Source organism: Cronobacter sp. 153480017-3 (assembly GCF_053627815.1).
Window position 1 is genome coordinate 1 of record NZ_JBSEYN010000006.1, and the last position, 20,544, is coordinate 20,544.

General features: G+C 56.4%; 15 protein-coding genes. 10 read left to right on the forward strand and 5 right to left on the reverse strand.

Annotation, left to right across the window (positions count from 1 at the left end; translation table 11 throughout):
• From ACUW6V_RS13975 to ACUW6V_RS14010, 8 genes are all read left to right on the forward strand, one after another.
• A partial coding sequence (locus ACUW6V_RS13975) for an Ig-like domain-containing protein (protein ID WP_454038500.1) occupies nt 1-1,078 on the forward strand: 1,078 nt, incomplete at its 5' end.
• A gap of 378 nt (nt 1,079-1,456) precedes the next feature.
• On the forward strand, nt 1,457-2,476 hold the full coding sequence (locus ACUW6V_RS13980) for an Ig-like domain-containing protein (RefSeq protein WP_454038501.1): 1,020 nt from the start codon (nt 1,457-1,459) through the stop codon (nt 2,474-2,476).
• A 94-nt stretch (nt 2,477-2,570) separates the two neighbouring features.
• Nucleotides 2,571-4,667 (forward strand): hypothetical protein, encoded by a 2,097-nt coding sequence (locus ACUW6V_RS13985; RefSeq protein ID WP_454038502.1) that lies wholly within the window; start codon nt 2,571-2,573, stop codon nt 4,665-4,667.
• 20 nt (nt 4,668-4,687) lie between these two features.
• The gene (locus ACUW6V_RS13990) at nt 4,688-6,547 is read left to right on the forward strand and encodes an Ig-like domain-containing protein (protein ID WP_454038503.1); all 1,860 of its coding nucleotides are present in this window, start codon (nt 4,688-4,690) and stop codon (nt 6,545-6,547) included.
• A 135-nt stretch (nt 6,548-6,682) separates the two neighbouring features.
• Nucleotides 6,683-7,645, forward strand: a complete 963-nt coding sequence (locus ACUW6V_RS13995) for a fimbrial protein (protein WP_007851317.1) — start codon at nt 6,683-6,685, stop codon at nt 7,643-7,645.
• 13 nt (nt 7,646-7,658) lie between these two features.
• Entirely contained in the window at nt 7,659-8,447 is a 789-nt protein-coding gene (locus ACUW6V_RS14000; RefSeq protein ID WP_454038504.1) for a fimbrial biogenesis chaperone, read from the forward strand.
• Nucleotides 8,448-8,585: 138 nt separating this feature from the next.
• Nucleotides 8,586-8,798: a KTSC domain-containing protein gene (locus tag ACUW6V_RS14005; protein WP_004387484.1), complete on the forward strand. Its 213-nt coding sequence runs from the start codon at nt 8,586-8,588 to the stop codon at nt 8,796-8,798.
• 105 nt (nt 8,799-8,903) lie between these two features.
• Complete coding sequence (locus ACUW6V_RS14010) at nt 8,904-10,397, forward strand: SulP family inorganic anion transporter (RefSeq protein WP_085661883.1); 1,494 nt, start codon at nt 8,904-8,906, stop codon at nt 10,395-10,397.
• A 75-nt stretch (nt 10,398-10,472) separates the two neighbouring features.
• Here ACUW6V_RS14010 and ACUW6V_RS14015 read toward each other — a convergent pair whose 3' ends face one another.
• From ACUW6V_RS14015 to ACUW6V_RS14035, 5 genes are all read right to left on the reverse strand, one after another.
• Nucleotides 10,473-12,119, reverse strand: coding sequence for a multidrug ABC transporter permease/ATP-binding protein (locus ACUW6V_RS14015; protein ID WP_454038505.1), 1,647 nt, complete (start codon nt 12,117-12,119; stop codon nt 10,473-10,475).
• A 78-nt stretch (nt 12,120-12,197) separates the two neighbouring features.
• Nucleotides 12,198-12,842: a DNA oxidative demethylase AlkB gene (gene alkB / locus ACUW6V_RS14020; RefSeq protein ID WP_454038506.1), complete on the reverse strand. Its 645-nt coding sequence runs from the start codon at nt 12,840-12,842 to the stop codon at nt 12,198-12,200.
• The gene (ada, locus tag ACUW6V_RS14025; protein WP_209640064.1) at nt 12,842-13,906 is read right to left on the reverse strand and encodes a bifunctional DNA-binding transcriptional regulator/O6-methylguanine-DNA methyltransferase Ada; all 1,065 of its coding nucleotides are present in this window, start codon (nt 13,904-13,906) and stop codon (nt 12,842-12,844) included. The genes alkB and ada overlap by 1 nt, the downstream gene beginning before the upstream one ends.
• A 72-nt stretch (nt 13,907-13,978) precedes the next feature.
• Nucleotides 13,979-15,010, reverse strand: coding sequence for an FAD:protein FMN transferase ApbE (apbE, locus tag ACUW6V_RS14030; RefSeq protein ID WP_454038507.1), 1,032 nt, complete (start codon nt 15,008-15,010; stop codon nt 13,979-13,981).
• 96 nt (nt 15,011-15,106) lie between these two features.
• On the reverse strand, nt 15,107-16,246 hold the full coding sequence (locus ACUW6V_RS14035) for a porin OmpC (protein WP_004387479.1): 1,140 nt from the start codon (nt 16,244-16,246) through the stop codon (nt 15,107-15,109).
• A gap of 836 nt (nt 16,247-17,082) precedes the next feature.
• Here ACUW6V_RS14035 and rcsD point away from each other — a divergent pair.
• Nucleotides 17,083-19,737, forward strand: coding sequence for a phosphotransferase RcsD (gene rcsD, locus ACUW6V_RS14040; protein ID WP_004387478.1), 2,655 nt, complete (start codon nt 17,083-17,085; stop codon nt 19,735-19,737).
• Nucleotides 19,738-19,753: 16 nt separating this feature from the next.
• Nucleotides 19,754-20,404: a response regulator transcription factor RcsB gene (gene rcsB / locus ACUW6V_RS14045; RefSeq protein ID WP_007676706.1), complete on the forward strand. Its 651-nt coding sequence runs from the start codon at nt 19,754-19,756 to the stop codon at nt 20,402-20,404.
• Nucleotides 20,405-20,544: the final 140 nt, after the last annotated feature.

A 20,544-nucleotide genomic window follows, 5' to 3' on the forward strand; every position in this document is an offset into this window, starting at 1 on the left:
GGGGGTCAGCGTCACCTGGAACGTGGGAACGGCCACCGCCACCACGCCGCTCACCGTCACCACCAACGCCAGCGGGATCGCCACCGTCAGCCTCACCGACACCACGGCGGAAACCGTCACCGTCAGCGCCAGCGCGGGCGGAAAATCCGGCAGCGCCTCTGCGGTCTTTACCGCGGTGCCGGTGAATGATGTCGCAGTGACCATGACCACCAACAATTCCCCTGCGGACGGCAGCACGGTCAACGCCGCGCAGGCGCTGGTTACCAGCGCATCCGGCCAGCCGATGCCGGGGGTCAGCGTCACCTGGAACGTGGGAACGGCCACCGCCACCACGCCGCTCACCGTCACCACCAACGCCATCGGGGTTGCCACGGTCAGCCTCACCGACACCACGGCGGAAGCTATCACCGTCAGCGCCACTGCGGGCGGCAAAACCGGCAGCGCGATCGCTGTCTTTAGCGTTGTGCCGGTAAGTAGTGTCGCAGTGACCATCACCACTAACAATTCGCCAGCGGATGGCAGCACGGCCAACGTCGCGCAGGCGCTGGTTACCAGCGCGTCCGGCCAGCCGATGGCGGGCGTCAGCGTCACCTGGAACGTGGGAACGGCTACCGCCACCACGCCGCTCACCGTCACCACCGATGCCAGTGGTCTCGCCACCGTCAGCCTCACCGACACCACGGCAGAAACGGTCGCGGTCATCGCCAGCGCGGGCGGTAAATCCGGCAACGCATCCGCAACCTTTACGTCTGTTTCGCTCAAAGCGGTGAGTGTTTCGCTGAGTTCGGTCGGAAGAGGAAATGCGGCAGATCCGGGCATTACGACCGCGCTGGTAAAAGACATTAATGGCAATCCGGTGGCCGGAGCGACCGTCATTTGGTCTAACCCCGCTAACGGCTTTATCCACTGTAATAGCGGTCAATCCGTCACCGATGCGCAGGGACAGGCAACACAAACTTGCTACGCGGTGAGTGGTAACGTGTTTGGTTTCTCTACCACTGTAACGGTCGATCCACAGGATACCGTTGATCCTTCAACCCCAGTAACTGCCACCAATACCAGAGATTATTTGCTTTAATCATGGCATCTTATTAACTCCCCTGATTTCGGCTCCGTATGGAGCCGAAATCCTTTGCATATACGGTGTATCTCCGTTTAACGATGCACACTATTATTTCAAATATTTCCTTAGTTTTTCGCAGCAGTGATTAAACGTGGAGAAAAAACCTAATCAATTGATAATATTTACAATTTTATACCATGCCGTTTTTCCCCGAATGAAGCCCCGAAAGTCCCTGGAAAAAGCACATTTCCTGTCCTGTTTTGATTCAGTATTTTTTTTAGCCGTTCTTTATTCTGACCCGGACGCAGAAAACAACGGACGTCTGTTTCCGTCAGGAAAATAGTCATTCTCTTGTTTCTGTTTTTAATTACTTTGTCTGTTAAGGAATAACACATGGCAACTTATTCTGTATTTACCGTTACCGCCGATAAATCCGCGCTGCCGTCTGACGGCTCGCTTGCCGCCACCATCACAGCGATTATCCATGATGACACCGGCGCGCCAGCGCCTGACGGAACCACGGTAAACTGGACGGTTACGGCGGGCGGCAAACTCTCCGCAGCCACGTCCACCACCGATGCTTCTGGCGCGGCTATCGTTGAAGTTACCGCTATCGCAAGCGGTATTCTGACGGTCACCGCCACCACCGCTGATGATGACACAGGCAAGCAGACCAGCATCTATGCCAGCACCGCACTGCCTGCGCCCACGGTTTCTGGTGCCACTGAGGCTGACCAGTACACCCTGGATTATTATGATCTGCAGCTTGGCGTGCAGATGGTTATCCCGCATTATCCCAACGCGACGGCTGGCGATCGGATCACCTTCTGGTGGGGCGATTACTCTCATTTTACTACGCTAACCGATCCATCGACGCAGTTGCCGATGGTCATTGATATCAGCCTTGAAATTCCCCCGATCTACCTTGAGGACGGCAATTATCCGGTTTATTACACCGCCGCTGACGCCGCCGGCAACAACAGTTATTCCTCAGCCCTTCCAGTTGTGATTGCCAATGGCGGGCAGACTGCGCCAACGCTGACCAAACCGGTTATTCCGGCAGGAACGGATGGTTACATTAACATCGCCGATGCAGCCAATGGCGTAAGCGTGGAGGTCTCTTATCCGTCCATGGCGGCGGGTGATGTCATTACGTTGTACTGGCCTGCTGTAGATTCCAACAATAACCCGATCATGGGTGCCAGCGGCTCATTCTCTTATACCGTCAGCGCCAGTGATACCTCTTACACCTTTATCGTTTCTTCAGCGCTCTTTTTCCCCAATGCCGGTCAGGGCTATCAGGGATCGGTTGACGCCTACTACACCGTACTGCCTGCGGGTGCCTCCACGGTCGAGCTCTCTTTTGACCAGAGTGTCAACGTGGATACCGTGCCGCCGGGCTTTAACGCGTAGCGGCGCGTCATAAAAGGTTTCATTAACCGTAAGCATGCCCGGCGGTACGCTCTTATGCCACCGGGCCTTTTATCCCCTGACAGGACACCCTGACATGACGATTACTTCAACGCTGCCGCCGCCTGAACTACCACAAATGGTCAATGATGGCTACATCACCGAGACAGAGCTGGAGAGTGATGGCGGTATCGTGGTTAACGTTGCACGTTACACGAACGCGGCGAAAAATGATTACCTTTGTCTCTATTTCGACGGCGAGCTATTTAGCACGCTTTCTCTCCCCGATCCGGATACCTATGCCTGGCCCTGGTCAAGCCTGATCCCGGTATCCGGGACGGCATGGCCTGCGGATGGGCCACATCAGGTCTGGTACGTCGCCACCGATGCCGCGCAAAACACGTCGGCTTCGCCGGTCGCCACCGCCATTGTTGATCGCCAGCACGTCGATGGCCTGCCGCCGCCAGCCTTTCCTGATGCAGATGCGACAAACACCATCACCTATGCATCCGTAATGCAAAATGGCGGTACGCACGTGAAAGTGCCATGGAGCACGGCAGCCTATAACACCGGCGACACGGTCTATGTGTACTGGCGGGCGTTTGATGCGAACGGAAACGCGGTACCTGCAAGTGACAACAGCGTCACGCACACTGTCGCGACGCCGGATGTCGGTAACGGGTTCAGCGTGCTGGTTTCGTCCCCCTTTGTTACGGCGGTCACAACCACCGGCAGCGCGGAAGCCTGGTACACCGTAATACCGTTAACCGGAACGGCGCAGAGTTCACAAGATGCCACCGTGAACCTGGATATGACCGGCAGCGGCATTTATCCGGCTCCGGTTATCCCGGCCGGTAATGATGGCTGGGTGTCCTGTGACGACATTACGACTGACGGGCTGGAGGTGGATATTCCGCCCTGCTCTCAGTTTGTCGTCGGAGGCGGTGTGGTCGTTTACTGGCAAGGCTACAGCACGAGCAGCGTGCCGCTTCCGGCCGCCGCCTGGCAATCCCCGCTTCATATCCTGACGCAGAGCGATATCTCGGCAGGTTTCAGCGTGACAGTGCCTGTCACTTTTATCACGCCCATTGGGATCGGCTCCGCGCAGGCATGGTACTCCGTAACGGCACCTGCCCTTGCCGGGGTTTCCGATATAACCCGCGTTCAGGTTGACAGCCAGCACTGCCTCTTGCTTCCCGCGCCCGTTTTCCCTGCTGCGGCTGGCGACAATACCATTACCGCCAGCGAAGTCTCGGCTGACAGCGGCACCGATATGGTTATCACATATCCCGGCATGGTCATTGGCGATACGTTGACCGCATTCTGGACGGGTTACCAGACGACGCCGGACGCGCCCGTACCTGGGGCCACCTGGACGCAAACCCGTGTGCTGACAGGCACAGAAGCACAGGCCCGGCAGGCCGTTTTCCATATTCCTGCCGACACGATGACGCCCGTAGGCGAGGGCTACGGAGAAGGGAGATATCAGGTGATGTATCTAAGCGGCGGTATCGCTTCATCAGCGGCAACAGAAGTCATTCTGACGGGCGATAACACATCCAGTTTAATCATGGCGTGCGGAACAGGCGCCCCGTTCTTTGACCCAACCGTTCCGGTCAGGCCGCTCAATACCGTCACGCTTTCAGGACCAGCAGGCGCGGGCATACAGCTATCATTATCCAGCAGCTCCAACGCCTGGTTTAACCCGTCGGGAGAACAATTACTGACGCTTACGCTCGATGAAAGCGGCCAGGCAAGCGCGCAGGTATACAGTTTTTCAACCGGCAATGTGCTGGTGAGCGCGACAGGAGTCACCAATCCGCAACTCAGTGCTTCAGCCAGCATGGCTTTCAGCGCCTGGACGCCCGGCAACGGCGATTTACTCAGCTACGGTATTTCTACTTTCGCAGCCGCCGATGGCCGCAGCACCTGTGGCGTCTATATGCAAACCACCGAAGCCTCTGGCGCAACTCAGGTCAGGCTGGCGCTCACGTCTCCCACCAGCGCCATCCTTCCGGTATCCGGTTCGACTATCGCTTATGCGAACGTCAGTACCTCCCATGCCGCTGGTTTTGATGTCACGGATATTGTGGCGGAAACGGTGCGTTTTACCTTATCCCTGCCTGACACAGGAACGTATGTCACCGGACAACTGGCGTTTTCGTCCTGGCCTGCGGCGGCCTGCCCGGCCTGAACCTTCACTCTGGAGAAAATATGATGCCAATCAACACTAACGCCGGCAGCAGCCTGATTTTTTATACCGGCAAAAATGAAGCAGGCAATCTGCAAAAAGTCCTGCACGGCGAAGCTGGTGAGCTGGCCGCCAGTTCTGCCAGCTGGACCTATCAGTCCGTCGCCATGTCTGCAATGCAGGCCTTTATCAACAGTGCCGTTAATCCCGGTGACGCCTCATACGTTTATCTGGGTCATCGGGAAGATATTATTCCGGTGACACAGAACGATCTGACCCTGCTTTATCCCTCTTCCGATCAATTCCCGCTGAACTATCTGGGGATCGATCCCATGCAGGTCGCCGTGGTCTGGCTGGATGTGGACGCCGCGCAGGCCGCCCCAAACGCCGTCGCCGCCTTCAGCCAGGTAGGGATGAGCACCACGACCATCACCACACTGACCCTGCCGGGCAACCCAGGCGCGCTCGGGTTTGTGGGTAAAAGCGCCGGCAGCTCTGTCGTGGCGACCTGTCAGTATGGTGAGTACAACCCCAGCAATGGCACGGTCAACTGGACCGGAAGCGGCTCCCTGTTATTGCAGGGAACCGGTGGGGCCGTCACGGTGACAGATCTTGGCGGATTTCCTGACGGCTGGATCTTCAGCGCTCCTCAACTGCAACCAGATGGCAGTTGGGTCGTGACGCTGGAGGACGGCACACCCGCGTCTGACACTATCAGTAGCGTGACGGCAAACCCAACCAGCATTGTTGACGACGGCGTGAGCAGTTCGACTGTCACCGCGACCGTCGTTAACGGTAGCGGTCAACCCATCAGCGGCGTCACCGTCAACTGGACAACCACGCTGGGCACCCTGAGCGTCCCCTCATCAGTCACTGGCAGCGATGGCACTGCGAGTACCCAACTGACCGACAACGGCGTACCTGGCACCGCCACTGTCACCGCCACCATCACCGGTGACAGTAAATTTGCGGATGTGATCGTTAGCGAAAGCACGGCGGGGTATGTGATCTCCAGTCTGACCAGCGACAAAGACAGTATCGCCAGTGACGGGGTGGACGCCGCCAGGCTAACCGCTACGGTGAAAGATCAATCCGGAAACGTGGCCACGGGTGTGGCGGTATACTGGGCGACCTCGCTGGGTAATCTGAACCATCCCGAACAGGATACCGACAGCGCCGGGCAATCAAATGCCAAACTGACCGACAGTGGAGATACAGGGAAAGCCGTAGTCACGGCTTCGCTGGATAACGGCAATCAGTTTGCCTATACCATCGCCCTGACGGAAGCCGTGCCGCTCAATCTTTATTGCTCCACCGGCGCGCCGTTAAATACCGGTATGCTCGCTGCGGTACAGCCGACCAATAAAATCGCCCTTTATGGCACGCCTGGCAAAGCGGTACAGCTTAACGTTACCGGAAGCGCAAGGTTCATATCGGGTAATGCGCAATCGCTGAGCGTCACGCTCGATGCCTCAGGCTACTCCCTGGCTGACGTCGTTGACACGCAGGCGGAAAGCGTGACCGTAAGCGCGACCACCTCTGGCGAAACGCTCACTGGCACCATGGCCTTTATGGCGGCCTCCGATAAAGGCGCTATTTATGTCAACAGCCAGACGCCTGCGGATAATAAAACACCGAATACGCTCTACTGGTGGGATTACCAGGGTGCTGGCGTCAGCAGAGTACAGGTATCGTTAAGCGGAAATATGCATTTTTCAGACAATACGCAGGAGGGATTATTTCCGCTTAATGCCCCTGGCGGCGCGGTAGCAATCGATATTTTTGATGCGACGGCTGAAATCGCAGCCGCCACGCTGGCACCAGATAGCCCTTATTATGTGCCATCAGCGGAGAATATTTCTTTTCTGGCTTATCAGCCCTGAAAACCGCGGCAACCCTCTTTTTATCTGCACCCCTGAACAAGAGCCAGGAAATAAACAGTATAAAAACAGGCGATGACATCTGGCGTTATTACGTCCGGATGAATGCAAGTCAGTCATTTATTTAAGGTAGAAAACATGAAAAACCAGAAAATATTATATCACACTTTATGTGTGGTAGTGTTGCTCATTGCGGGTATAACACAAGCATTAGCGAATTGTGTTGTCTATCCGCAACCTGATGCGACTGTGAATTTCGGAACAGTGACGGTGACATCAGATATTCCCGTCGGCGGGGTTATCGCTTCGCAAGCAATACCCGCCACAAATAATAAAGAAATGGAGTGTGACGCTGGATCTTACGGTTATTTTCATTTTCACTTATCTTATTCTGCGAATGAAACCTCCATCAGCCATGTCTATGAAACAAACCTTCAGGGCATTGGGGTTCGCGTTTTGCAAAATGGGTTTTATTTTACGTCCCCCTATACTTCAAGCCCTGTCTGGACAGGCCCGACTGCAGCTTATGATGCGAATCCGACCATCGTTGATCTCATAAAAACATCTGATACGCCAGAAGCCGGGGTGTTAGATATAAAGCAATTGGCCGTCAAAAATTTCTATTATTCCTCAGCGGAACATCAGGACAGAGCGTACAACATGGGAAATACAACAATTGTCGTTCCTTCCCTGTCATGTACCGTTCTGACGCCTACGGTTGCGGCAAATTTAAACAATCATCTCACCACAGAGTTTACCGGTATCAACAGCACCACTGCCAGTGTGGAGCTTCCGATTAAACTCAGCTGCCCTGCCGGAATTATGGTGTATGCAAAACTGGATGCCACGGCAGACACCGCCACCCCTCAACCGGGCGCCATTAAATTAACGCCCAGCAGCGTACTGACCGCCAGCGGCGTGGCCATTCAAATTGTGGACGCCAATAATAATGGCGTTCCGATCGGCAGCATTAGTCAATTTAAACCACTTACTCCAACCATACTCAATTTTGGCTGGAAGGCCCGTTATTTACAAACGGCAGAGATAGTCGCCGCCGGTGATGCGAATGCTTCAGCCACCGTGACTATCAATTACCAATAACAGGAGAAATATTATGTCTGCCAGTAAATTATTTTCAAAAACTACGTTGATGACGTTGCTCATTTCAGGTGGAATTAGCTGGGCACAGGCCGCAGATACTTTCCAGATGACCATGACGGGAATTATCCAGGCGCCTGCAGCGTCGGCATCCGGAGCGCAAACCGGCGTCGTGATTGAAGGAACACGGGTTATTTATCAGCCAGGACAAAAAGAACATTCTTTGACCGTACGAAACCAGAGCAAAGAACGCTGGCTGATTGAATCATGGGTGGATAGCAATGCAGTCACGGGCACAACAGACAGTGCGTCAACACCACCATTTGAAGTATCCCCAGCGTTATTCCGACTCGACCCGAATACCGTCAGAACACTTGATATTATTCACAAAAAAGCACCTCTTCCCACTGACCGGGAATCGGTTTACTGGATCACGATTAAAGCCAGCCCGCAAGGGCTGGAACAAAAAAAACATGCGCTGGCTGTGGCCATAAATCAGCGGATGAAATTATTTTACCGTCCTGCCGGTTTAAAAGCACCGACCCGCAGCGATTATCAAAAAGTGATATTTAGCCGGGCGGGAAATACCCTGCATGCGGAGAATCCGACACCTTACTGGATTACCTTTTATTCCCTGATGGTGGGCGAAAAAACAATTGATACGCAAGGAAGAATGTTGCCACCAAAAGGATCAGCAACCTATTCTCTGCCGCCAGAGCCTGGCGGGGATAATATCGTCTGGCAGGTGACTGACGATCGCGGCGGAAACAGCCCCAGGCTGGAATCACGCCTCGTATCTCAATAGCTGTGCTCTGGTTCTGGCGTTAAAATATCCATCAAAACCAGCCGTTAAGGCTGGTTTTTTTATCTGCGATGTCCTCGGCCGCTCTCACTGGTTTCAGCGCTATACTTCATACCATTGTCTCATCCGCCGCGAGGACGTATGCAACGAGAAGATGTCGTCTCCAGAAGCCTGGCGTCGGTCGGCTATGACCAGGACCGCCGGGTGCTGGAAATCGCCTTTCACAGCGGCGCGGTCTATCACTACCAGAACGTGCCGGAGCAGGTGTGGCTCGCGCTGGCGCGCGCCCCATCAAAGGGCCGCTACTTCCGTAAAGCCATTCAGGATCGCTTTCCTTACCAGCGCGTTGAGTAATCGGCGCGGTCGCAAGACTGGCGTTTTGTCGCCTTGCTCTGTACCATCGCCCGTCCCTGCTGCCCGCAAAGGGCGGCGCTCATTATAAAACACCTGCAAATACTCATGTCTGATACTCAAACTGCGGCTCGGGCGGTGCCTGAGCTTTCTGTCGCGCATGTGCTGCGCACACCGCGCCTGCTGATGCGCGAAACGCTGGCGGGCATTCTGACCGCGCTGGCGCTGATCCCGGAAGTGATTTCGTTCTCGGTCATTGCGGGCGTCGACCCGAAAGTGAGCCTGGTGGCGTCCATTGTGCTGTGCTTCAGCATGTCTCTGCTCGGCGGACGCCCGGCGATGGTCACAGCGGCGGCAGGCTCGGTGGCGCTGGTTATTGGCCCGATGGTGCATCAGCACGGCGTCGGCTACATTCTTCCCGCGCTGGTGCTGGGCGGCATTATCCAGATCCTCTTCGGGCTGCTGGGGCTGGCGCGCATGATGCGTTACATCCCGCGCTCGGTGATGACCGGCTTTGTGAACGCGCTCGGCATCCTGATTTTTATGGCGCAGGTGCCGCACGTCTGGGGGCAGAGCCAGATGGTCTGGCTGCTGTTTGCCGCCACGCTCGCCATCGTGCTTCTCCTGCCGCGCATGACCAAAAGCGTGCCGTCGCCGCTGGTGGCGATTGTCGCGGTAACGGTCATCGCCTGGGCGTGCGGGCTGACGCCGCCGACGGTCGGCGACGAAGGCCCGATGACGCCGGGCCTGCCGGGCTTCACGCAATTGCTGGTGCCGCTTAACCTGGACACCCTGCGTATCGTCTGGCCCTGCGCGCTGAGCATCGCGTTTGTCGGGCTGATGGAATCGCTCTTAACGGCGCGTCTGGTGGATGACATCACCGACACGCCGTCCAGCAAGCGCCGCGAATGCTGGGGCCTCGGCGTGGCTAATATCCTGAGCGGATTTTATGGCGGCATCGGCGGCTGCGCGATGATCGGCCAGACGGTGGTGAACGTAGAACTGGGCCGCGCCCGCTCGCGCTTTTCCACTATCGCCGCGGCGCTGGTGCTGCTGCTGATGGTGACCGGGCTGAGCGCCGTGATGGCGCAGATCCCGATGGTCGTGCTGGCGGGCATTATGATGGTGGTCGCGGCGAAAACGCTGAACTGGCACAGCATCGCGCCTGCCACGCTCAAACGCATGCCGGTCTCTGAAACGCTGGTGATGGTCGTTACCGTTATCGCCACCGTCTGGACCGGCAACCTCGCTATTGGCGTCGCGGGCGGCGTACTGTTTGCGATGATGCTCTTCGCGCGTCGCGTTGCCCACGTGGTGCGCGCTGAGCGCGAGGTTATTGATAACGGCAATGCGGTGCGCTACCGGGTGCGCGGCCCGCTCTTTTTCGCAAGCAGCAACGATCTCTACGAGCATTTCCGCTACGCCGACGATCCGGCGCGGGTGATCATCGATTTAACCCACGCGCAGATCTGGGACGCCTCGACCGTCGCGGCGCTGGACGCCATCGAAACGCACTATCAGCGCTATAACGCGAAAGTGGAAATTGAAGGGCTGGATATGCGCAGCCACGAATTCCACCAGCGGCTGAGCGGTAAACTCTGAAAAAACCACCGCCAGCGCGGTAGTTTAAGGCTCTGCAAGGCGGAAGAACGTTTCCGCCTTTTTGATGCGCGCGGCTTAACTGCCGGTGCGCGCCAGCACGTCGCGGCTCGCGAGCTGGCGCTCGTCGCCGGTAAGTTCGGACAGCACGCCCTGACGCATCTCCAGCAACCGGTCAGCATGAATGAAATAGTGATCGTCATGGCTGATGGCGAACACGGTTTTACCCATCTCTTTCATCAGCGGCAGCAGCACCTGATAAAACTCGCGGCGGAAATGCGGGTCCTGATCGGCGGCCCATTCATCAAGCAGGATGATATCGCGCCCTTCCGCCAGCGCCAGCAGCAGCGCCACGCGCTTTTTCTGCCCTTTCGAGAGCTTGAGGTTGAGGATTTTGCCGTTCTCAAGCGTCAGCTTATTGACCATTTTCAGGCGATGAAGCCAGGTTTCCACCAGCGCCGGGTCCGCCTCTCTGCCGCCAGGGCCGAGCAGTTTATCAAACAGCCAGACATCGGTGAACACCGCCGAAAAATGCTGGCGGTACGCGGCCATGTCACCTGCGGCGAGCGGTTTACCGTCTATCAGGATTTCGCCGGATGCGGGTTCATACAGCCCGGTTAAGAGCATGGCGAGCGTCGATTTGCCGCTGCCGTTGCCGCCAATCAGGAACAGCAACTCGCCGCGATGGATAGTGAGATTAATCGGCCCCACGCTGAAACTGCCGTCGTGATAGGTAAACGTGACGTCACGTAATTCCAGCTGCTGCCAGTGGTCATTGCGCGCCGGGCGTTCAAAGGCCGGCTCATAAGGCACGAGCTGAAACTGCCTGAGCTTATTAAATGCCACCTGGGCGGAGAGCAGCGGCGGCAGCGCGCCCATCGCCGCGAGCAGCGGCGTGCGCAGGAATAGCAGCGCCAGCGAATAGGTAGCCGCGACGGTGGTATCGGCCCAGCCAAGCCCGTTCGCCATCCAGAACACCAGGCCAATCACGCCGAGCATCATAATATTCGACCAGTTAACGGCGCTCAGATGGAAAGTGTCGGCGCGGATAATCTGTTCGCGGTAACGCTGCGCGTCCGGCGTGTAGATCTTATCGAAGATGTACTCTGCGCGCTCGCGGTTAAGCGCCAGCTCTTTGCGCCCTTCCAGCACTATCTGGAAATCGTCATACAGGCTGTCCTCCACCTCACGAAGCGTGGAGAGGTGTTTATAAACCCGCTGCACCAGCAGATAACCTGTCCACATTGTCACCGCGATCCACAGCGCGGTTACCACAAGCATTTTGCCGGACAGCCAGCCGAGGTAGGCGGCGCTGCCGAGCGTCAGAATAATGCCCTGCACCAGCTCCGGCAGGCGCACAAACGCGACGGTGATATTGCGCACATCGCTCGCCAGCCCCGCCAGCAGCGTGGCGCTGCCGAGCTTTTCTATCTGCCCGACCGGCGTATCCATAATGCGTTTGATAAATTCACCGCGCAGCCGGTAAACAAAGTGGTGACCGAGCATGGTCAGCGCCAGCTGGGAGCCGAGCGTCACCGCCATCAAAAGCACCAGCAGGCCGAGAAACTCCGGCAGCACCGACGCGCTAAGATCGACGGTGGCAATCAGGCGCTGATTGATAAAGGCGATAAGCCCGATGCCGAGCGCCGCGCTGGCGAGGCTCAGCGCAAGCACCAGAGAAAACGGCCAGCGATACTGGCGCCAGACGAGACGCAGAAGTTCCATAAATAAACATGACTCAGGCTGTGAAAACAGCGAGCAGTTTAAACGGCTCTGCGGTCACATCAAGAATAATTCTTATTTTTATCCACGCGCCTGGCGGAAGGTGAGATTGTAACGATATTCCCCGGTCGCCGGGTGCTGGCCGGGCTTAAGCGGCTGTATACCATGATAAAAAAGCCGCGACGTCCCGCCCCACACCACCACATCGCCATGCTCAAGCAACAGACGCTTTAGCGGATCGTTACGTTTCAGGCCGCCGAACTGAAACACGGCGGGCAGCCCAAGCGAAACGGACACAATCGGCGCGCGCAGATCCGGCTCGTCTTTATCCTGATGCAGCGACAGTTTCGCGCCTGGCGCGTAGCGGTTGATAAGACAGGCATCTGGCGTGAAATCGGGGTAGCCCGCCGCCCTTGCCGCCGCGTCGCACAGCGTGCGAAAGGCATCCGGTATCGCGGGCCACGGCGCGCCGGTTTGCGGGTCGACCTGGGCGTAAAGATAGCCTTTCTGGTTGGTGCTCCAGCCCACCTCGCCGCAGTTGGTCATCGCGACCGACATGGTATAACCGCCGGGCGTCACCATATGGCGAAACGGCGAGCGGGCCGCGACGGCCTTGATGCCCGCCATCAGCGCCGGTGCAGAAGCGAGCGCGAAACGGCGCAGCACCACCGCGCCGTCGGCGAGCGGCTCCTGCCAGGGGTCGGCATCGGCAAAAAGATCGAGCATTATTTCTCCTGTTCACGTTCTCGGGCGAGCAGCCGCGCCTTACGGTCAGCGCCCCAGCGGTAGCCGGAGAGCGCCCCGTCGCGGCGCACCACCCGGTGACACGGCACCACGATAGCGAGCTTGTTGGCCGCGCAGGCGCTGGCGACAGCGCGCACCGCCTGCGGATTGCCGGTACGCTCCGCGAGCGCCTGATAGCTTATCGTGCTGCCGGGCGGCACTGACTGTAGCGCCTGCCAGACGCGCAGCTGAAACGCGGTGCCGCGTAAATCGAGCGGCAGCGCCAGTTCGCCCTGTGGCGCATCAAGCCACGCAATAACCTGCGCCACCTGCGCACGGAAAGTATCATCCGGCGCAAGACGCTCTGCATGCGGGAAAATGGTCGCCAGCTCCGCTTCAAGCGCCGCGGCGTCATCCGCCAGCAGCACGGCGCACAGACCGCGATCGCTGGTCGCGACCAGACACAGCCCCGCCTCGCAGGGCGCGATGGCGTAGCGAATTGCAGTCTGTTCGCCGCCGCGCCGGTACTGGCGCGGTCGCATGCCGAGCGCGCGGTCGGCGTCGCGGTAGAGCGCGCTGCCAGAGGAAAACCCGGCCTCCCAGAGCGAATCCGTAACGCTCATGCCGCCACGCAGCGCCGCCTGGAGTTTTTGCGCGCGCAGCGCATTTTGCCAGGCTTTCGGCGTCATGCCGGTAATCGCTTTGAATTCACGATGAAAATGATACGGGCTCATGGCGGCGCTTTCGGCAAGCATTGCAAGCGTCAGCGGCGTGTCGCTTTGTTCCATCAGCCGACAGGCCGCCGCGATACGCTGCGCTTTTTGCGCCTGCGGCGTGAGCCCTGCCGGCTGGCAGCGTTTGCAGGGGCGAAAACCTGCCGCGCTGGCGGCGCTGGCATCTTCGTAAAAACGCACGTTTTCGCGAAGCGGCCTGCGCGCCCGGCACGACGGGCGACAGAAAATCCCGGTGGTCACCACCGCAAACACAAAGGCGTTATCGGCACGCGCGTCGCGGTTTTCCACCGCCTGCCAGCGGGCGTGTTCGCTGGTAAAATCTGCTACGTTCATGGCGCTCTCCTTCTTACAGGTTAGCGTGAGTTTGCCCGACCAGCCGCCTTCGAAAACGCCTCTTCTTGCTTTTTAATTTTCGGTTTTCTCAATAAAGCTTGCGAACTGCGGCGACATCCAGGTCGCGAAGCCGTTGCCCTCGCGGGTGATCAAATAGACCGCGAGCTTCTCACGCAGCGCCACGGCTTTCGCTTTTTCCGGGCCGAGCACCATCAGGCCGGTGTCCCAGGCGTCCGCTTCCAGCGCCGTCGGTGAAATGACCGTCACCGAGACCAGCTTATGCGTGATGGGCCGTCCGGTCGCCGGGTCAATCACATGCGACAGGCGTTTGCCGTCAAGCTCATAATAGTTGCGGTAGCTGCCGGAGGTACTGATGCCGTGGCCGTTAATATCCACCACCGCCTGGACGGCGTTTTCCTGGTCGGTTGGCTTCTGGATAGCCACGCGCCACGGATGCCCGCCAGGGTTCATGCCGCGGCTTGCGAGCGCGCCGCCCACCGACACCAGATAGCGGCTGATACCCTCCTCTTCCATCAGGCGCGTCAGATGATCCGCGGCGTAACCTTCGCCGACGGTGGAAAGGTCGACATACAGGTCGGGCAGATCTTTTTGCAGCCACTGCTGCCCGGCACCGTTGATAACTTTCAGGTGCGACAGGCCGGTGCGCGCGCGGGCAGCGTCGATCTGCGCCTGATCCGGCGTTTTCACCGGCTGTTTATCCGGCCCGAAGCCCCAGAGATTAACGAGCGGCCCGACGGTAATATCCATCGCGTTGTCGGTTTTTGCGCCAACGCGCAGCGATTCGGTAACGATATCTGCCATCGCCTCATCGACCGGCCAGGGTGCCGTGGTGCGGGCGTGGTTAAAGCGCATCAGCGCGGAGTCATCCTTCCAGGTGGAGAGGAGCCGGTCGTCGGCGTCGAGGCGCGCCTGGATTTTCTCACGCAGTTCGCTTGCGCGCGCTGCATCAACGTCCGCCAGGCTGACGCGCCACGACGTCCCCATCGTTTTGCCTTCCAGCACCAGCGCCTGCGGGGCGTTGTCACAACCGGCAACCATCAAGGCAGCAGTCAGCAGCAGGGTTCGTAAAGCCAATAATTTCACACATTTCTCCTCTGTAACGGCGGCGACAGGTTACCCTATTTTCTTCAGACATAAAAAAAGGAGCCCGCAGGCTCCTTTTGCACATCAGGTCGGGGATTAGAACTGGTAAACCAGGCCTACCGCTACGACGTCATCCGTGCCGATACCAGCCTGACGGGTGAATTTGTTGTCATCCAGCAGGTTGATTTTGTAATCCACGAAGGTGGACATGTTTTTGTTGAAGTAGTAGGTCGCGCCAACATCAACGTATTTCAGCAGATCCTGGTCGCCGAAAGATTCGCCGGTGGTTTTGTTGGCGATGTCTTTACCGCGGGACTGCAGGTAAGCCACGGACGGACGCAGGCCGAAGTCGAACTGGTACTGTGCTACCACTTCGAAGTTCTGCGCTTTGTCAGCAAAACCGTAGATGTCGCTGCGGTCGCCGTTAGAGGTACCGAAACGGGTTGCGTTGTAGGTCTGGGAGTACTGCGCTGCCAGGTAAATGTTGTTAGCGTCGTATTTCAGGCCGCCGGAATAAACTTCGGCGTGGTCGCCTTCACCGAACAGGGCAGCATTGCTGGCGTTCTGGTCAGCAGTACGTTTGGAAGTGGCCATCGCGCCGCCTACGCTGAAGCCTTCGCCCAGATCGTAGGTCAGAGACATGCCGTAGCCGTCGCCGTTCTGTTTCAGCAGGCTGCGACCGCCAGTGGCGTCGTTTTCACCGGAAACGCTGCCGTTTTTACCCTGGTACTGCAGGGCAAAGTTCAGGCCGTCAACCAGACCGAAGAAGTCGGTGTTACGATAGGTCGCGATGCCGTTGCCGCGAGACTGCAGGAAGTTATCCGCACCGTAAGTGTCGCCGCCGAATTCCGGCAGAACGTCGGTCCAGGAGGTCACGTCATAGATAACGCCGTAGTTACGACCGTAATCGAAAGAACCTGCGTCACCGAATTTCAGGCCAGCGAACGCCACACGGGTCCAGGACTGGTTGTCGTTTTCAGCGGTGTTGCCCTGAATCTGATATTCCCACTGGCCGTAACCGGTGATCTGATCGTTAACCTGGGTTTCGCCTTTGAAGCCGATACGCATGTAGGTCTGGTCGCCGTCAGCGCCTTTGTCGTCAGAGAAGTAATGCTCAGCGTCAACTTTACCGAACAGATCTAATTTGTTGCCGTCTTTATTATAGATTTCTGCCGCATTTACGCTGCCTGCAACCAGCAGAGCCGGGACCAGCAGGGAGAGAACTTTAACTTTCATTATATTAACCCTCTGTTATATGCCTTTATATTATTATTGCCACTGCTCACTAATTCAGGGAACTAGCGGGCAAATCCATTGTCCGAAACCGGAGCCGAATAATCCAACAGGAATATGATACGAAAACTTTTTAGGTGTTTCATAATGCCTACAAAATGTAAAAAAGTATTAATGAAAGGGAACTTTTTTCCGCACTAATCGCTAAGTAAATTCGCACTAATTATCAAGAAAACACAATTAATGCTGTAAAATCAATGACATTACCATTCAGATTATTTACCGCACTGAATGCCAAAACCAAATAAGAAGAGTCCACTAAAATAACTCTCGCTATCATCATTAACTTTATTTATTACCGTCATTCAGATCTGAATGTTTGTTTTACCCCTATTACCGCCGGATGCTCGCATCCGGCATTTTTTTGCCTGAAATTTCAGTTTCAACTATTTCAGGGTAAATTAGCGTAAAGTTAACGACTATTAATTAATCATATTGCCGTTATTTTGTTCGCCAGCAAATTATCCTCCCCGTTATCTTTACTTAATAGGGCACCGTCCTGACGCGGTCGAAAGCCACGTATGCCGCAGTTTCAGACCGTTCTCACCATCTGGTAAATCATACGTTTCGCTTTATACTTCATTGTTTGCGATACTGTTAAAGAAGACGGTTCTCGCCCCGATAAGCCCTGTGCTACGGGCGTCGCGCGCTGGTTTCACCGCGACGTTGCAGGACAAAAGGCAAAAAAATGGATAGCTGCCGCCGGCGCAGCACGGTTCTCTTTTCTTTACACGGCGCAGGCCGGTGGATTACGCACAATAATGAGTCAGCCAGACGCAATGATCCCCAATAAATTTTCCCTTATGCCGGGCAGTATTACCCGTTTCTTCCTTTTACTGATTGTGGTGTTGCTGGTGACGATGGGCGTGATGGTCCAGAGCGCCGTCAACGCCTGGCTGAAAGACAAGAGCTACCAGATAGTCGATATCTCCCACGCGCTGCATAAACGGGTGGATACCTACCGCTACGCCACCTGGCAGATTTATGACAACATCGGTGCCAGCGCCGCAGGCCAGAACGGCGAAGGCTTACAGGAAACGCGTCTGCGTCAGGACGTCTATTATCTGGAAAAGCCGCACCGCAAAACCGAAGCGCTGATTTTCGGCTCGCACGACAGTTCGACGCTCGATATGACGCAGCGGATTTCAAGTTATCTCGACACGCTGTGGGGCGCGGAAGGCGCGCCGTGGTCGATGTATTATCTCAATGGCCAGGACAACAGCATGATCCTGGTCTCCACGCTGCCGTTAAAAGATCTCTCCGCTGGTTTTAAAGAGAATTCCATTAACGCGATCGCCGATTCGCGCCGCGCCGAGATGCTTCAGCAGGCGAACGCGCTGGATGAGCGCGAGAGCTTCTCTCCGTTGCGCAAACTCGCCTGGCAGAACGGTTACTATTTCACCCTGCGCACCACATTTAACCAGCCGGGCCATCTGGCGACGGTGGTTGCGTTCGACGTGCCGATTAACGATCTGATCCCGCCTGGCATGCCGCTTGAGAGCTTCCGCCTTGAGCCAGACAGCAGCCAGAACGCGCTTACAGGGCAGAATAAAGACGATCCGGACAGCGTCACTATTAATTTCAACAGCAACCGCATTGAGATCTCGTCCGCGCTGACCAGCACACAGCTGCGCATCATCTGGGAAGTGCCGTTCGGCTCTCTGCTGATGGAAACGCTGCAAAATATCCTGCTGCCGCTGCTGCTCAACATCGGCCTGCTGGCGCTGGCGCTGTTTGGTTATACCACCTTCCGCCACCAGCCGAGTCGCCCGGTGGAGGCAGTTACCAACAGCGCGAATAATGCTGAGCTGCAAATGCTGCGTGCGCTGAACGAAGAGATTTTGAGCGTGCTGCCGCTGGGGTTACTGGTGCATGACCAGGAATCCAGCCGCACTATCATGAGCAACAAAATCGCCGACCACCTGCTGCCGCACCTGAATCTGCAAAACATCACGTCAATGGCGGATCAGCATCAGGGCATTATTCAGGCGACAGTCAATAACGAGCTCTATGAGATCCGGTTGTTCCGAAGCCAGGTCGTGCCGCGCACCCAGATTTTCATTATACGCGATCAGGATCGTGAAATTCTGGTGAACAAAAAGCTCAAGCAGGCGCAGCGTCTGTATGAGAAAAACCAGCAGGGCCGCTCGGCGTTTATGCAGAACATCGGCGCGGCGCTGAAAGAGCCAACGCAACAGCTGGCGCACCAGGCGGCGCTGATTGAAGCACCGGAAAGCCAGGTGCTTGCCGAGCAGGCCGAGCGCATCGCGCGCCTGGTGGATGAAATTCAGCTGGTGAATCAGCTGGAGGCGGATTTCTGGCGCCCGACACCCACCGACTTCACCATTCAGGAGCTGATTGACGAAGTGGTCCCGGAAGTGCTGCCGGTCATCAAGCGTAAGGGGTTACAACTGCTGATTAATAATCAGCTTGCCGCTAATGAAGAGCGCCACGGCGATCGCGAGGCGCTGCGCAAAGTGCTGCTGATGCTGCTGCACTACTCTGTCACCACCACGCAGATTGGCAAAATTACGCTTGAGATTATGGCGGAAGAAGGCGCGCGCGAGCGTCTGCTGTTCCGCGTGCTGGATACCGGCGAAGGCATCAGCAACAGCGAAATCGATAACCTGCACTTCCCGTTCCTGAACGACACCTCTAACGATCAGTTCGGCAAAGCTAACGGCCTCACCTTTTATCTGTGCAACCAGCTGGCGCGCCGCCTCGGCGGTCATCTGAATATCAAAGCCCGCAAAGAGCTGGGTACGCGCTATTCGCTGCACGTGACGATGCCGGTGGAGCCGCTGGAAACCGAAGAGAGCGACGAGCGGCTGCTGGATGACGTTATCGCGATGATCGATATTACGTCGAACGAAGTCCGTAATGTGGTGGTGCGCCAGCTCGAACAGTGGGGCGCGTCCTGCATCACGCCCGACGAAAGATTATCAAGTCAAGAGTACGATATATTTTTGACTGATAATCCGTCTAATCTTACTGCCAACGGCCTGCTTTTAAGCGATGATGAGGCCGGCGTACGACGCATCGGACCAGGACAGCTGCGCGTCAACTTTAATATTAGTCACGCAATGCAGGAAGCAGTGCTACAACTAATTGAAGAGCAACTGGCGCAGGAAGATATTCCTGAATCTCCAATGGGCGGCGATGAAAATGCGCAGCTTCATGCCAGCGGCTATTATGCGCTGTTCGTCGATACGGTACCGGATGATGTTCAGAGATTGTATACTGAATCGTCCGCCGGCGATTTTGCTGCGCTGGCGCAGACGGCGCACCGCCTGAAGGGGGTGTTCGCCATGCTGAATCTGGTTCCCGGCAAACAGTTATGTGAAACACTGGAGCATCTTATTCGCGAGAAGGATGCCACAGCCATAGAAAAATATATCAGCGACATTGACGTTTACGTCAAGAGCCTGCTGTAGCAAGGTAGCCTAATACATGAACAATATGAACGTAATTATTGCCGATGACCATCCGATTGTTCTGTTCGGCATTCGCAAATCTCTTGAACAAATCGAGTGGGTGAATGTTGTCGGTGAGTTCGAAGATTCCACAGCATTAATTAACAATTTGCCGAAGCTGGACGCGCATGTCCTTATCACCGACCTCTCCATGCCGGGCGATAAATACGGCGACGGCATTACGCTTATTAAATACATTAAGCGCCATTTCCCGACCTTATCTATTATCGTGCTGACGATGAACAATAACCCGGCCATTCTGAGCGCCGTGTTAGATCTCGATATCGAAGGGATTGTTCTTAAGCAAGGCGCGCCGACAGACCTGCCGAAAGCGCTGGCCGCGCTGCAAAAAGGCAAGAAATTTACCCCGGAAAGCGTCTCTCGTCTGCTTGAGAAGATCAGCGCAGGCGGCTATGGCGATAAACGCCTGTCGCCGAAAGAGAGCGAAGTACTGCGTCTGTTCGCAGAGGGCTTCCTGGTCACCGAAATTGCCAAGAAGCTGAACCGCAGTATTAAAACCATCAGTAGCCAGAAGAAATCGGCGATGATGAAGCTCGGCGTGGATAACGATATCGCGCTGCTGAACTACCTCTCTTCCGTAAGCCTGACGCCTGCGGATAAAGAGTAATTCCTGCTGTCCCTGCCCGCCGGGCAGGGACACACCGCCGTTTCCCCCGCCCTGCTTTTCCTGCCATTTTTTACACAATCAATCAATGCCGCTAATGATGACGCGCCATGGGTTTTTATTCTCACACGGGTAAACCATCG